The 14,515-nt window shown below is 76.1% G+C and carries 12 protein-coding genes; 7 read left to right on the forward strand and 5 right to left on the reverse strand.

Annotation, left to right across the window (positions count from 1 at the left end; all coding sequences use genetic code 11):
• Positions 1 to 2 precede the first annotated feature (2 nt).
• Positions 3 to 233: a phosphopantetheine-binding protein gene (locus IE182_RS16925; RefSeq protein ID WP_190110655.1), complete on the forward strand. Its 231-nt coding sequence runs from the start codon at positions 3 to 5 to the stop codon at positions 231 to 233.
• Positions 230 to 2,842, forward strand: a complete 2,613-nt coding sequence (locus IE182_RS16930) for a condensation domain-containing protein (RefSeq protein WP_190110656.1) — start codon at positions 230 to 232, stop codon at positions 2,840 to 2,842. The genes IE182_RS16925 and IE182_RS16930 overlap by 4 nt, the downstream gene beginning before the upstream one ends.
• A 64-nt stretch (positions 2,843 to 2,906) precedes the next feature.
• Here the strand turns inward: IE182_RS16930 and IE182_RS16935 are convergent, their stop codons facing one another.
• Positions 2,907 to 3,713, reverse strand: coding sequence for an HAD-IIA family hydrolase (locus tag IE182_RS16935; protein WP_229844875.1), 807 nt, complete (start codon positions 3,711 to 3,713; stop codon positions 2,907 to 2,909).
• Between the two features lie 151 nt (positions 3,714 to 3,864).
• On the opposite strand from IE182_RS16935, the gene IE182_RS16940 reads away from it, so the two are divergent.
• The 3 genes from IE182_RS16940 (at position 3,865) to IE182_RS16950 (ending at position 8,787) form a co-directional block, all read left to right on the forward strand.
• The gene (locus IE182_RS16940) at positions 3,865 to 5,322 is read left to right on the forward strand and encodes a hypothetical protein (protein ID WP_268249621.1); all 1,458 of its coding nucleotides are present in this window, start codon (positions 3,865 to 3,867) and stop codon (positions 5,320 to 5,322) included.
• The gene (locus IE182_RS16945) at positions 5,319 to 6,743 is read left to right on the forward strand and encodes a CoA transferase (RefSeq protein ID WP_190110658.1); all 1,425 of its coding nucleotides are present in this window, start codon (positions 5,319 to 5,321) and stop codon (positions 6,741 to 6,743) included. The genes IE182_RS16940 and IE182_RS16945 overlap by 4 nt, the downstream gene beginning before the upstream one ends.
• Before the next feature lie 175 nt (positions 6,744 to 6,918).
• On the forward strand, positions 6,919 to 8,787 hold the full coding sequence (locus tag IE182_RS16950) for a DUF5107 domain-containing protein (RefSeq protein WP_190110659.1): 1,869 nt from the start codon (positions 6,919 to 6,921) through the stop codon (positions 8,785 to 8,787).
• A gap of 53 nt (positions 8,788 to 8,840) precedes the next feature.
• Here the strand turns inward: IE182_RS16950 and IE182_RS16955 are convergent, their stop codons facing one another.
• Positions 8,841 to 9,191, reverse strand: a complete 351-nt coding sequence (locus tag IE182_RS16955; RefSeq protein ID WP_190110660.1) for a VOC family protein — start codon at positions 9,189 to 9,191, stop codon at positions 8,841 to 8,843.
• Positions 9,192 to 9,201: 10 nt separating this feature from the next.
• Positions 9,202 to 10,032, reverse strand: coding sequence for a class I SAM-dependent methyltransferase (locus IE182_RS16960; RefSeq protein ID WP_190110661.1), 831 nt, complete (start codon positions 10,030 to 10,032; stop codon positions 9,202 to 9,204).
• Between the two features lie 183 nt (positions 10,033 to 10,215).
• On the opposite strand from IE182_RS16960, the gene IE182_RS16965 reads away from it, so the two are divergent.
• On the forward strand, positions 10,216 to 11,424 hold the full coding sequence (locus IE182_RS16965; protein WP_190110662.1) for an aminotransferase class I/II-fold pyridoxal phosphate-dependent enzyme: 1,209 nt from the start codon (positions 10,216 to 10,218) through the stop codon (positions 11,422 to 11,424).
• An 84-nt stretch (positions 11,425 to 11,508) separates the two neighbouring features.
• Positions 11,509 to 12,531 carry an MBL fold metallo-hydrolase gene (locus tag IE182_RS16970; RefSeq protein ID WP_190110663.1) on the forward strand — a complete coding sequence of 341 codons (1,023 nt, stop codon included), beginning with the start codon at positions 11,509 to 11,511 and terminating at the stop codon, positions 12,529 to 12,531.
• 6 nt (positions 12,532 to 12,537) lie between these two features.
• Here the strand turns inward: IE182_RS16970 and IE182_RS16975 are convergent, their stop codons facing one another.
• Complete coding sequence (locus IE182_RS16975) at positions 12,538 to 13,782, reverse strand: hypothetical protein (protein WP_190110664.1); 1,245 nt, start codon at positions 13,780 to 13,782, stop codon at positions 12,538 to 12,540.
• 96 nt (positions 13,783 to 13,878) lie between these two features.
• Positions 13,879 to 14,502 carry a DedA family protein gene (locus IE182_RS16980; RefSeq protein ID WP_373303575.1) on the reverse strand — a complete coding sequence of 208 codons (624 nt, stop codon included), beginning with the start codon at positions 14,500 to 14,502 and terminating at the stop codon, positions 13,879 to 13,881.
• Positions 14,503 to 14,515 lie beyond the last annotated feature (13 nt).

Consider the following 14,515-nt stretch of genomic DNA (forward strand, 5'->3'; position numbering starts at 1 on the left):
CCATGGCCCTCACGCTCGAACAGATCCGCGCCGACGTCGCCGACGTGCTGGGCGAGGACCCCGCCGACATCCCCGGCGACGAGAACCTCGTGGACTACGGCCTCGACTCCGTCCGCATCATGACCCTCGTCGAGCGCTGGCGTCGCGAGCACGGCACCGAGGTCACCTTCGTCGACCTGGCCGAGAAGCCGGCCATCGAGCAGTGGGCACCCCTGCTGGGGGCCCGGGCATGACCCTCACGGCACTGAACCGGCCCGTCGGCGACGCCCCCTCCCGGCACCCGGTGCCGGCGGGGCTGCCGCTGACGGCCGCTCAGTCGGCCATGTGGGACGCCCAGGCCCGGGGCGCGGCCTGCCCCGCCCTCACCACCGCCGAATACCTCGACATCCGCGGCGACCTGGACCCGGACCTCTTCGCCCAGGCCCTGCACCGCACCGTCGCCGAGGCCGACGCCCTGCGCGTCCGCCTCGTCGACACCCCCTCCGGCCCCCGGCAGCTGCCCGTCGACGTCGGGGCACCCGGCCACGGCTTCCCCCTGCACACCGCCGACCTGCGCGGCGAACGCGACCCGCAGGCCGCCGCCCTCGCGTGGATGCGCGCGGACCTGGACGTCCCCTTCGACCCGGCCGCCGGGCCGCTGTTCGCCCACGGCCTCCTGCGCGTCGGCGACCGGCGGTGGCTGTGGTACCACCGCGTCCACCACGCCGTCCTCGACGGCTACGGCCACTCCCTCGTCGCCCGGCGCGTCGCCGACGTCCACACCGCGCTGGCCGCCGGACGCGAGCCGGCCCCGAGCCCCTTCGGGCGGCTCGCCGCCCTCGTCGAGGAGGACACCGCCTACCGCGCCTCCACCGCCTACGAGCGCGACCGCGACCACTGGCTCCGCCACCTCGCCGGCCGCCCCGCCGCCCCCACCCTCGCCGCACGCACCGCCCCGCCCTCGCCCACGACGCTGCGCCACTCCGCACACCTCGACCCCGCCGCGAGCGCCCGGCTGCGCGAGCTGGCCGCCTCCGTCCGCGCCACCTGGCCCGACGTCCTCCTCGCCGCGCAGGCCCTCTACCTCGCCCGCGCCACCCGCAGCGAGGAGGTCGTCCTCGGCCTGCCCATGATGGGCCGCATGGGCTCGGTCGCCCTGCGGGTCCCCGGCATGGTCATGAACGTCCTGCCGCTGCGCTTCACCGTCCCCGCCGACGCCACCTTCGCCGAGCTCACCCGCCAGGCCGACCTCGGCGTGCGCGCCGCCCGCCGCCACCGGCGCTACCCCTTCGCGGACCTGCGCCGCGACCTCGGCGTCCGGGCCGGCGACCACGGCCCCGCCGGCCCGCCCGTCGGCCCGCACGTCAACGTGATGCCCTTCGACTACGGGCTCACCTTCGCCGGAGCCCCCTCCGAGGCGCACAACCTCGCCGCAGGCCCCGTCGACGACCTCAGCGTCAACGTCTACGACCGCGCCGACGGCTCCGGCCTGCGCATCGACTTCGACGCCAACCCCGCCCGGTACGACGCCGCCGAGGTCGCCGCCCATCAGCGGCGCTTCCTCCACCTGCTCACCCGCCTCGCCGACGGCGACCCCCACCGCCCGCTGTCGCAGCTCCCCCTCGCCACGGACGAGGAACGCGAGCGGGTGCTGGAGGAGTTCAACGACACTGCGGTCGCCCTGCCCCCGACCACCCTCGTGGGCCCCGTCGAAGCCCGGGCCGCCCGGACCCCGCACGCCACCGCCCTGATCACCGCCGACGGACGGCAACTGACGTACGGCGGGCTCAACGCGCGGGCCAACCGCCTGGCCCGCCACCTGACCGGCCTGGGCCTGCGCCCCGGCACCCGGGCGGCCGTGGCCCTGCCGCCCTCCACGGACCTGGTCGTCGCCTTGCTGGCCGTGCTCAAGACCGGCGCGGCCTACGTCCCTGCGGCCCCCGCCCACCCCGTATCCGGCCCGCACGACGCCGCCCCCGTGTGCGTCCTGACGGACACGGCCACGCGCGCGGCCCTGCCGGACGCCGCGCCCCCCGCCGTCGTCCTCGACGACCCGCGGCTGACGGACGCCCTCGCCCGGCAACTGCCCACCGACCCGGGCCGCGCCCTGACCCCCCAGGACCCGGCGTACGTCCTGCAGGGCGTCGTCGTCCCCCACTCCGCCGCCGACAACCGGCTGCGCTGGCTGCAGGACGCGTACCCGCTGGAGCCCGGGGACCGGGTGCTGACCGGCGCAGGCCCCGGCCTGTCGGCGTGCGAGGTGCTCTGGCCGCTGCGCGAGGGCGCCACCCTCGTCCTCGCCGCACCCGGCGCCCACCAGGACCCGGCAAAGACGGCACGGGCGATCCGCGAACACGCCGTCACCACGGCCCACTTCGCACCGTCCGCGCTCGCCCTCTTCCTCGACGGGCCGGAGGCGGCCGGTTGCACGGGGCTGCGCCGCGTCCTGTGCAGTGGCGACGTCCTGCCGCACGAGCCGGTGCACCGCTTCCACCGCGCGCTGCCGGACACCGCGCTGCACCACCACTACGGCCCCGCCGAAGCCGCCGGCGTCGCCCACCACCGGTGCGCACCCGCCGCGCCCGGCACGCCCGTCCCCCTCGGCCGGCCCGTCTGGAACACCCGGTTCTACGTCCTCGACGCGGCACGGCAGCCCTGCCCGCCCGGCACGACCGGCGAGCTGTACGTCGCCGGTGCCCAGCTCGCGACCAACTGCCCGCAGCCGGAGGCCGAGCGTTTCTCCGACGACCCGTTCGGGCCGCCCGGCAGCCGCATGTACCGCACGGGCGACCTCGCCCGGTGGCGGGAGGACGGCGAGCTCGAACACCGGGGCCGCACCGGCGACCACCCCCTCGCCCCCTGACTCCGGCCTCGGCGGATGCCGCCGCCGAGGCCGGTCCTGCGGCACAGCCGGAGAGGGGGGGCGGTCACGCAGCCCCCGCCAGCAGGCCCGGCACGTCCGCGATCGAGTCGACCGTATGGGCCGCGCCCTTGGCCAGGCCCGCGGCGGCCTGCGCGGCGTACTTGCCGGTGCGCACCTGGATCGTGGTCGCCCCGATGCTGTTGCCGCCCGCGCTGTCCGTCGTGGCGTCGTCGCCGACGACCGCCGTCTGCCCGGGGGCGAAGCCCGTCGACGTGGCGGCCAGCCCGAAGTACTCGCTGGAGGGCTTGCCCAGCAGCCGGGCGGTGCGGCCCGTGCCGTACTCCAGGGCCGCGACGATGGCGCCGGTGTCGATGAACTCCTCGCCCTGCGGGGTGCGGTAGAGCGCCCCGCGCTGCAACGCGATCAGCTCCGCCCCCGCCCGCACCGCGCGGAACGCGCGGTTCAGCAGCGGGTAGTCGAGCACGTCCTGACAGTCGCCCACGACCACGTGCGTGGGGCCCGACTCCTGCTCGGGCTGCGCGGCGGCCAGGGACTGCCGGAGCTCGTCCGACATCAGCGACAGGACGCATGCCGAGGGGAAGCCCTCCAGCAGCGTGCGCGCGGCCACCACCGGGGTGAACAACTCCTCCCGGTCCACCTCCAGGCCGCAGGCCGACAGGCTCTCCAGCGTCGCCTCGACCGTCTTGGACTCGGTGTTGGTGAGGAAACGCAGCGCATATCCACGGTCACGCAGGAGATTGACCGCCTCCCGCGCCCCTTCAATGGCGATACCGTGGTCGAAGATGGTCCCATTGATGTCGATCAACAGTGCCCGGACCGTCGGGTCCGATTCCCTGACCTGAGAATTCACGGCCGTCTCCCGTCCGTCGGGGCGAAGGGGGATGGAGATCGGTAAACGATCGTACCCCGGCGGGCGGAAGCCCACGAGCCCTGCCATCATGAGAGCGGCCGGTCTCCTTTCGGGCCGGGCCGTGTGCGTGCCGCACGGAAGGAGCCTCCGTATGACTGCAGGCTTTGATCCGGTAAGGGCCGGCCGGCCGTTCAGGCGTATCGGGCTCGCGGCGGAACATAAATCCCCGGAGAATCCGCACGGCAGTGAAGTCCGCGTCGCGCTGACCCCGGGCGGCGTGGAATCGCTGGTCAGGCACGGTTGCGCGGTCGCCGTCGAACGCGGTGCGGGCATTGCGATGGGGTACTGCGACGCCTCCTACCTGGCGGCCGGCGCCGCCATCCAGTCGCGCGGAGACCTCTACCGGGGAAAAGACCTCGTCATCAAACTCAAAGGTCCCGCCCATCATGACCTTGCGCGGATGGACCCCGGTTCGAGCCTGCTCTGCATGGCCCATGTGCAGTCCATACCGAAAAGAATCGCCGTCGCCGACGCACGCGCGGTGAACCTCATCGCGATGGAACTCATCAAGGAGAGCCCCGAACTCCTCACGGATTCCTACATTCGCAGCCGGCTCGCCATGGAGAAGATATTCGCCGGCCTCGCCGGGAATTCTTCACCTCATGTACCCGAAGCCTGCTCGGTCGCCTTCGTCGGATTCTCCGCGGACGCCTTCGGGGCGGTCCAGTACGCCGCCCGGTGCTGCCCCCGCTCCCTGCAGGTGCTGCAGGGGCACCCCCCGGGAAGGGGCGCGAGCGGCGGCCACGGCTCCTGCCGCCACCCCGGGCACGACCCCGGGCTCCTGACCGTCGCCGTCGACGAACTGGCGGAGATCGCCGCCGGCATCCCGCCCCCGCACATCGACGAGCACCGGGCCGGGCAGACCCTGAAGGCGTTCGGCAAGCGAAGGATCCAGTGCCTGCACGAGACCGGGCGGGCCGGGGCCCTCTTCGGCATCGACCTCGCGCTCGCGCGCAACCGGCACCTCCACGGCCCGGCCTGCCTCCGCACCGCCATCCTCGGCTACGGCAACGTCGCCTTCGGCGCCCTCGACGAGTGCCTGCGGCACGGCGTCCCCACCGTCGACATCCTCACCAAGCGCGCCACGGAACGGCCCCAGGTGCAGCGCTACCTGCACAACAGCGACCTCATCATCAACGGCGTCGAACAACCCCCGCAGTGCCGGGGCAGGTCCTACATCATCACCGATGACGACCTGCGGACCGTGCTGCGCCCCGGCACCGTCGTCGTCGACCTCGTGGGCGGCTGCGCCACCAACCGCACCGCCGTCGAGCCCATCGTCGAGTGCACGCACCCCGCGGACCCGTACACCGTCCGCAACGGCGTCTGCCTGGCCTCGGTCTGGGGCTGGCCCCTCATGGGATTCCAGAAGGAATCCGTCGAGTGCTACAGCCGGCAGATCGTGCAGGTCCTGCTCCACGACGAGCAGTTGATCAACGGGCTGGGCGCCGCGCCCCCCGGCATCCTGCAGGCCCTCGTCGCCGGGCCCGTGCTGGGCCGCAGGCCCTCTTCCCAGCGGATGGCACTCAGTGCCACACTCGGAGGATGATCAAGCGAGCCACCGAGGCCACGGACCACGTCTGGGCACTGCTGGGCGGTGATCCCGTGCTGACGGCCGCCGTCGAGTACCGCGGTCCGGGCGGCACGCTCCAAGCCCGGCTGCCCGTCCGGGAGATGGCGCGCTCGACCGTCGCCGTCTGCGCGCTGGCGGCCGCCGAGCTCGCGACGGCCCGGCGCGGAGGGGGAACGCCGCCGGCCGTGCGCGTCGACGACGCGGCCGTCGCGACCGCGTTCGTCAGCGAACGCCACCTGCGGCTCGACGGGCGGGCGGCCACCGTGTTCGCGCCGCTGTCGCGGTTCTGGCGCACCGCGGACGGGTGGCTGCGCACCCACGCCAACTACCCGCACCACCGCGAGCGGTTGCTCGCCGGGCTCAACGTGCCGGAGCAGCCGGATACGGCGGGCGACGACGTCCTCGCCGCGCGCGTCGCCGCCCGGCTCGCCGCCTGCCGGGCGGCCGAGGCGGAGGAGGCCGTCCACGCCGCCGGCGGGCTCGCCGTCGCGGTGCGCACCCCGCACGAGTGGGCCGTCCATCCGCAGGGCGCCGCCGTCGCGCAGCGGCCGCTGCTCAGCCTGGAGCGGATCGCGCCCGGGCCCGTCCGGGCGCTGACCGGCGGGCCGGCCGGGCTGCCCGCCGCGGGGCTGCGCGTCCTCGACCTGACCCGCGTCATCGCCGGGCCCGTCGCCACCCGGACGCTCGCGCTGCTCGGTGCGCAGGTCCTGCGCGTCGACCCGCCGTTCCTGCCGGAGGGCCAGGACGCCCACAACGACACGGGGTTCGGCAAGCGGTCCACCGCGCTCGACCTCCGGCGGGCGAGCGACCGGGCCGCCTTCGACGCGCTGCTCGACACCGCCGACGTCGTCGTCACCGGCTACCGGCCCGGCGCGCTCGACCGGCACGGCCTGTCGCCGCAGGCCCTGGCCGAGCGGCGGCCCGGACTGGTCATCGGGCAGCTGAGCGCCTGGGGCACCTACGGGCCGTGGGGCGCGCGGCGCGGCTTCGACAGCCTGGTGCAGGCCGCCTGCGGCATCGCCGCCGCCGAGGCCGGGGCCGACAGCCTGCCCGGGGTGCTGCCCGCCCAGGCCCTCGACCACGGCACCGGCTACCTGCTGGCCGCCGCCGTGCTGCGCGCCGTCACCGCACAGCGGACCGCGGGAGGCACGCACCTGGCGCGGCTCGCCCTCGCGCAGACGGCGGCCTGGCTGGCGCGGGACGTGGGCCGGGACGCAGACCCCGACTCCGGTGCGCACGAGGCCGCCCCGCGGCTGGCCGAGCGCACCGGGGAGCTCGGGCGCTTCCGGTACGCGCTCCCGCCCGTCTCCTTCGAGGGGTCGCCGGACGACTGGACGCGGCCGCCCGGGCGGCTGGGGGCGGACGCACCGCGCTGGACCGGGGCCGGCGCCGCATGAGCGGCGGTGCGGGCGGCCGGTCAGGGCGTTCCTGAGGGTCGCCGCACAGCCCGCTCAACGCCCCTGCCGGGGCCCGTTCCACCCCCGCCCGCCTGCGGGTTTCCCGGCGGGCGGGCCGGGGAGAGTCATCGAGGCGCCGCGCAGGGCGGCCCGTTCGAGAAGCCGAGGTTCTTTCGTGGCCACGACCATCCGCCGAGCCGTCCTCACGTTGCCCGCAGCGTCGCTCGGTCCCGAGAATCCCCTGCCGCCGCTGGCCGCGCCGCGTGACGTGCACGCCGGCGTCCGGCACGCGGACCTGCCGGACGACATGGCCCGGCAGATGCGCTACGCGCCGCTCCGCTCGCTGCTGCCCGTGCGGCGCCGGGACGACTACGGGCGCGAGCGGGTGCCGGCCGACGTCGACGCCGTCGTGCTGGAGAACGACCGGTTGCGGGTCACCGTCCTTCCCTCGCTCGGCGGGCGGGTGCACTCGCTGGTCCACAAGCCGACCGGCCGCTCGCTCGTCTACAGCAACCCCGTTCTCCAGCCCGCCGGTTTCGCCCTCAACGGCGCCTGGTTCTCCGGCGGCATCGAGTGGAACACCGGCGCCACCGGCCACGGCGCCCTGTCCGTCGCGCCGTTGCACGCCGCCCGGGTGCCGGCCCCCGACGGCGGCGACATGCTCCGCCTGTGGGAGTGGGAACGGCTGCGCGACCTGCCCTTCCAGGTCGACCTGTGGCTGCCCGACGGCTCCGACTTCCTGTACGCGGGCATCCGGGTGCGCAACCCCCACGACCGGCCCGCGCCCGTCTACTGGTGGTCCAACACCGCCGTGCCCGAAGGCCCGCGCACCCGCGTCCTGGCCCCCGCCGACGCCGCCTGGCACTTCGGATACGAGCGTTCCCTGCGGCGCGTCCCGGTGCCGGAGTGGGACGGCGCCGACCGCACGTACCCGCTCGGCTGCGAGGGCCACGCCGACTACTTCTACGACCTCCCCGACGGCGAGCGGCGCTGGATCGCCTCGCTGGACGAGGACGGCCACGGACTCGTCCAGACCTCCACCGACCTCCTGCGGGGCCGCAAGCTGTTCCTGTGGGGCACGGGGGAGGCCGGCCGGCGCTGGCAGGAGTGGCTCACCGAGCCGGGCACGGGCGGCTACGCCGAGATCCAAGCCGGACTCGCCCGCACGCAGCTGGAGCACGTACGGCTGGAGGCCGGCGGCGAGTTCGCCTGGCTGGAGGCGTACGGGCCGCTGGCCGCCGACCCCGCCGCCGTGCACGGCAGCGACTGGCGGGCCGCGTGCGGTGAGGTCGCCGGGCGGCTGGAGGCGGCACTGCCCCGGGCCGCCTTCGACGCCGCCCACGCCGCGTGGCGGCTCTACGCCGACCACGAGCCCAAGGATTTCCTGACCACCGGCTCGGGCTGGGGCGCCCTCGAAGTCGAACGCGGCGGGCTCTCCCTGCCCGGGACACCCTTTCCCGCGACGACGCTCGGCGAGGAACAGCAGCCCTGGCTGGGGCTGTTGCGCACCGGGTCCCTGGGCGAGGAGGGGACGGAGCCCGGCCCCTCGCTCGTCTCCCCGCGCTGGCGCGAGCTGCTGGAGACCGCCCCGCCCGGCCCCCACGCCGCCTACCACCTGGGCGTCGCCCAATGGCACGCCGGCGACCGCTCCCAGGCCGTCCGCAGCTGGGAGTGCGCCCTGCGCTCGGGCATGACCTGGCCGGCGCTGCGCGCCCTGGCCGCCGCCGACGCGGAGACCGGCCACCCGGAGCGGGCCGCCGAGCGGTACGCGCGCGCCGTGGAGGAGGCCCGCGGCGCCTCCCGGCCGGCCAGGGCCGCGCTGGCCCGCGAGGCGATCACCGCGCTGCTGGCGGCCGGGCGCGCGGACGACGCGGCCGCCGTCCTGGAGGGCCTGCACCCCGCGACCCGGCGGCAGGGCCGCTTCCGGCTCCTGCAGGCCCGCATCCTGCAGGCGCAGGGACGGGACGCCGCGGCGAGGGCCCTGTTCGACGAGGGCTTCGAGGTGCCCGACCTGTGCGAGGGAGAGACCCTGCCCCGGCCGTGACCGGTGGGCGCCGGACGGGCCGTGCCCGCCCGGCGCCCCTCGGGCCGCCTTGCTCAGGCCGCCTTGCGGTCCACGTACTCGAAGACCGAACCGTCGGGATGGCGGGCCACCAGATTGCGGCCGATCGGCGTCGGGACCGGGCCCGCGATGATGTCCGCCCCCACCGCCCGGAGGTCGGCCAGGGCCTCGTCCACGTCCGTGACGGCCACCGTCGCCGTGATCTTCCGCAGGATGGAGAGCTCCGCCTCCGGCCCGCTCATCAGGAAGAAACAGCCGACCGCCGCCACCGACACCCCGCCGCGCCGGAAGCGCAGCGCCTCCTGGCCCGTCAGCCGTTCGTAGACCGCGATCGACGCTTCCAGATCCCCTACGCACACCCTCAGCGAAGTCCCCAGAATGTTCATGCGGGCCAGGCTAGTTGACCCGGCAGAGCAGCTCGCCGTTCAGCACCGCGAACCACCCGTCCTCGTGTCGCCCCCACTCCCGCCACGCCTCGGCTATCGCCTCCAGGCCCGCCCGGTCCGCGTGCCCGCCGTCGACCGCGAGAGCGGCGTAGGGGGAGGAGAGCGTCCGGTCCGCCCACAGCCCGCTCCACCAGGCGCGGTGCTCCGCGTCCGCGTAGCACCAGGTGCCCACGGAGGGGGCGACGTCCGTGAAACCGGCCTGCAGGGCCCAGGACAGCAGACGGCTGCCGGCGTCCGGCTCCCCGCCGCCCGCGCGGGCCACGCGGACGTACAGGCGCTGCCAGTCGTCCAGGCCGGCCACCCGCGGGTACCAGGTCATGGCCGTGTAGACCACGTCGCGGACGGCCACGACGCCACCGGGCCGGCACACGCGCCGCATCTCGCGCAGCGCGCCCACCGGGTCGTCGAGGTACTGGAGCACTTGATGGGCGTGGACGACGTCGAACGAGCCGCCGGGGAAGTCCAGCGCCCGGACGTCACCGGTGGTGAAGTCGACGTTGTCCACGCCGCGTTCGGCCGCTGCGGCGCGGGCCTGCTCCAGGATGCCCGGGGCCGCGTCCAGGGCGGTGACCCGGCCCTGCGGCACCAGCGCGGCCAGGTCGGCCGTGATGCTGCCCGGGCCGCAGCCGATGTCCAGGACCCGGTGGTGCGGGGCCAGCTCGGGCAGGAGGTAGCCGGCCGAGTCGGCCGCCCTGCGCCGGCCGTGCGAGCGCAGCACGGACTCGTGGTGGCCGTGGATGTAGACCGACGGACCGCCGGCCGTGTTCGGTTCCTCGGGCATGGGGAAGGCTCCCTTCGCTGCGGTGTGCAGAGGTGCTTTCACCGTACGCATCCATCTCGCATGACGAGAGCCCCGTCTTGACATGCGGAACGCACCGTCACCCGCCCGCCCGTGTCGGACCGCCGCGCCTCCCCTGATCTGCGAAGGTGGACGTCAGGACCGCCGGGACGGAGGTGCACACGGATGCAGCAGGGCTCCCCGGCACTCGCCGCCCTCCCGGCGCCCGAGCGCGGCCTGCCCGTCCTGCCGGAACTCGTCGAGCGGCTGGCGGACGGCGCCGCGCGCTCCCGCCCCGAACCCGTCGGCGGCGGCCCCGAGCTGCGCACCGCCGCCTGCGCCTACTGGGCGCGCCGCGGGCTGCCCACCGGCCCCGAGCACGTCGTCGCCGCCCCCGGCCTCCAGCCGCTGCTGCTGGCCCTGTTCGCCTCGGCCGGCGGCGAGGTGCTGCTGACACGGCCCTGCGCCGCCTGGTATGCGCCGCTCGCCCGCCTCGCCGGGCGGCTCGCCTACCACGTGGCCGTGCCCGCCGAGTGCGGCGGCGTGCCCGATCCGTTCGCGCTGCTGGAGACGGTGCGGCGCATCCGGGCCGAGGGCGGCCGGCCGCGCTTCCTCGTGCTGTCCGTCGCCGACGACACCACCGGAACCGTCGCCCCGCCGGAGGTCCTGCACGAGGTGTGCGAGGCCGCCGCGGCCGAGGAGCTGACCGTCGTCAGCGACGAGACCTGGCGCGACACCCTGCACGACCGGCACGGCACCGTGTTCGTCGGCCCCGCCGAGATGTACCCCGACCGCGTCGTCGTCCTCACCGACCTCGCCGGCCCCCTCACCCCCGCCGTCTGGCCCCTGGCCGTCGCCCGTTTCCCCGCGGAGGGCAACGGGCCCGCCCTGCGCGCCCGCGCCACCTCCCTGCTGACGGCCATCCGGGCCGAAGTGGCGCCGCCGCTGGGCGCCGCCGCCCGCTGGGCGCTGACCGAACCCGGGCCGGTGCGCGCCCGGGCCGCCGCGGCGGCCCGGCTGTACGGGGCCCTGGGCGCCGCGGCCCGGGAGCGGCTGGACGCCGCCGGGGTGCTGTGCCGGCCGCCCCAGGCCGGGCCCCACCTCTACGCCGACCTCGGCGAGCTGCGCGAGGCGCTCGCCGAGCGCCGCGTCACCGACTCCACCGAGCTGGAGGGCTACCTCGGCGCCGTGCTCGGGTACCCCGTGCCCGGCGGGCACCGGTTCGGGGACGCCCCCGACGCCCTGCGCGCCCGCTTCTCCGTCCTGCCGTTCCTGGGCGACCGCGACGCGCGGCGCCGCGCGGCCCTCGACGCCCCCGATCCGGCGGCGGAGCCGGATGTCGCGGAGGCGTTGTCCACTTTTGGATCGGCGTTCAGTGAACTCGCGGGCGTCTGACCTACCGTCGGTCGGTGAGCGTGCCATGCGCGGGCCCGCCGCCCGCACCGCCGCGGTTCCGGTTCCCCACGAATGGAGCCCCAGATGACCGAACAGACCGAGCGCCCCCTCGCGGAGCCACGCCCCCTCGCGGAGCCACGTCCCCTCGGTGAGATCCGCACCTGGCCCCGGTCGTTCGCCGACCGCCTCACCGCCCCGCTGCCGGGCGTGCGCGCCCTGGCCCGCCTCGCCCGCGAGGGCCGGCTGCGGCCGGGCGCCGAGGCACTCGTGGAACTCGCCGACCTGCCCGTGCGGCCCGGCCCGCTGCCCGTCGTCGACGCCGGCGCGCTCGCCGTCACCTGGGCCGGCCACGCCAGCTGGGTGCTGCGCGTGGGCGGCCTGACCGTGCTGACCGACCCCGTCTGGTCCCGCAGGATCCTCGGCACCCCCGCCCGGGTGACGCCGGTCGGCGTGGCCTGGGAGGACCTGCCGGGCATCGATGCCGTCGTCATCAGCCACAACCACTACGACCACCTCGACGCCCCCACCCTCAAGCGGCTGCCCCGCGACACGCCCCTGCTCCTCCCGGCCGGCCTGGCCGGCTGGGCGCGCCGCCGCAGCTTCACCCGGGTCACCGAACTCGACTGGTGGGAGGCGGTGGAGCTGCCGGGCCCGGCCGGCCCCGTCCGCTTCGACTTCGTCCCGGCCCACCACTGGAGCAAACGCACCCTCACCGACACCTGCCGCTCGCTGTGGGGCGGCTGGGTGCTCACCGCGCCGGGCGGGCGGCGCGTGTACTTCGCGGGGGACACCGGCTACGGCTTCTGGTTCGAGCGCATCGGCCGCCGCTACCCGCAGATCGACGTCGCGCTGCTGCCCATCGGAGCCTACGACCCGCGCTGGATGCTGGGGCCGGTCCACACCGACCCCGAGGAGGCGGTGCGCGCCTGCCAGGACCTGGGCGCCCGGGTGATGGGACCGATGCACTGGTCGACGTTCCTGCTGTCCGCCGAGCCGCCGATGGAGCCGCTGCGGCGGGTGCGCGCGGCCTGGGCGGCGGCGGGGCTGCCGCGCGAGGACCTGTGGGACCTGCCGGTGGGGGCGTCGCGGGTGCTGTCGCCGCTGTGAGCGGGGTCAGGCGCTCCAGGCGAAGGTGAAGCGGCCGCCGCCGTGCGCGGTGCAGGTCAGGCCCGAGGGGAAGCGGCTGGCCCGGGTGTCGACGCCCACGACGCCGCCGGCCTCGTCGTAGGTGAAGTACACCGAGCCGTTCGCCAGCACCTCTCCGTCCCCCTGCTCGCCCGCCTGGACGATCAGCTGGACGGGCACGCCCTCGCGGATGCCGACGTCCCGGGCGGGACCGCCGGATTCCACGCGCGTGTCGAGCCCGTCCTGCCGCCGCAGGAACCGCAGCACCACGGCCGTGCCGCGGGCGGCCGTGAAGTCCACCCGGGCCGTGCGGCCCTTGGGCCCGTCGGGCACGGCCACCGCCAGGCTGTGGAACCCCCCGGCGGCCACCAGCGTGACGGTGGCGCTCCCGGCCGCCGCCAGGATGCCCGAGACCTGGCTGTCGCCGTCCTTCCCGGCGCCGAGCAGCATGCCGTCCCGGGTGACGGCCAGGCTGTGCAGGTATCCGGCGGCGATCGCGGCGATGCGCCGGCCCTGCGCGGCCCTGAGGATGCCCGACACCTGGTGGTTGCCGTCCCGGCCGGCCGCCAGCAGGCGGCCGTCGTCGGTCAGCGCCAGGCTCTGCAGGGCGGCGGCGGAGACGGCGACGACCTTCGCCCCCCGGGCCGCGGCCAGGATGCCGGACACCTGCCCGTCCTCGTCCCGGCCGGCCGCCAGCAGCCGGCCGTCCCGGGTGACGGCCAGGCTGTGGAAGTCCCCGGCCGCGACGGCCGCCACCGGCTCGTCGCGCGCCGCGGCCAGGATGCCCGACACCTGCCGGTCGCCGTCGTGGCCCGCGGCGAGCAGCCCGCCGACGTCCGTGACCGCCAGCGAGTGCACCGAACCGGCCGCCACGGCCGCCACCCGCCGGCCCTCGGCGGCCGCGCGCAGGCCCGATACCTGCTGGTTGTGGTCCTTGCCCGCCGTCAGCAGACGGCCGTCGTGCGCCACGGCCAGGCTGTGGAAGCCGCCGGCCGCCACGGCGGCCACCACCCTCGCGCCCGCGGCCGCGACGATGCCGGAGACCTGCTCGTCCTCGTCCAGCCCGGCCGCGAGCAGCCGCCCCTCGTCGCTCACGGCCAGGCTGTGGTAGCCGCCCGCCGCGATCGCCGCGATCCGCTGGCCCTCCGCCGCCCGCAGGATTCCCCGCACCTGCCCCTGGAGGCTCAGCCCCCCGGCGAGCAGGTGCCCGGCATGGCTCGGTACGACCGCCATGAACCCTCCTGTCGGTTGCGGACCGGTGAGGTACACGCTGGTCGCTTCCGCAGGCCGCGGCACCTGCGGCACGGCCGAACAGGTGAGCCGGGGCCGTCAGCGCAGCCGCCGCCGCAGCGTCGGCACCGCGCCCACGGCCAGCGTCAGCACCACGGCCGCCGCCACGCCCTCCCACGGCCGGGCGAACAGCGAACCGCCCAGCACCCCGATGACCTCGTACGTGGCCGCCCACGCCAGGCACGCGGGCACGTCCCCGCGAGCGAAGCGGCGGGCCGGCATGCGCGCGAGCAGACAGGCCAGCATCACCGGGATGCGCCCGGCGGGCACCAGCCGGGACAGCACCAGCACCGTCACCCCGTGCTCGTCCAGCTTCTCCTGCGCCTGCGCCAGCCGCTCGGGCGCCGCCCGCTCGCGCAGCCGCCGCAGCCAGCGCGAGCCGTTGCGGGAGGCCACCCCGCGCTCGCCGAGCCCGTACAGGCTCATGTCGCCCAGGAAGGCGGCGCAGGCGGCCACGAGGAACACCCACAACAGCGGTAGGGGCGAGCCCTGGTGGAGGGCCACCACCGCCGCCGAACTCACCAGCGCCCCCGTCGGCACGACCGGCACCAGAGCCCCCAGCACCACCAGCAGGAACAGCGAGGGATAGCCCACCGCCTGCTGCGTCGGCTCCGCGGACCCCGCCCGGCCCGCGAGCGCCACCGGGCCGGCGAGCGCCGCCACGTCCCCGAGGACG

This window comes from Streptomyces cinnamoneus (assembly GCF_014650495.1).
Taxonomy (GTDB): domain Bacteria; phylum Actinomycetota; class Actinomycetes; order Streptomycetales; family Streptomycetaceae; genus Streptomyces; species Streptomyces cinnamoneus.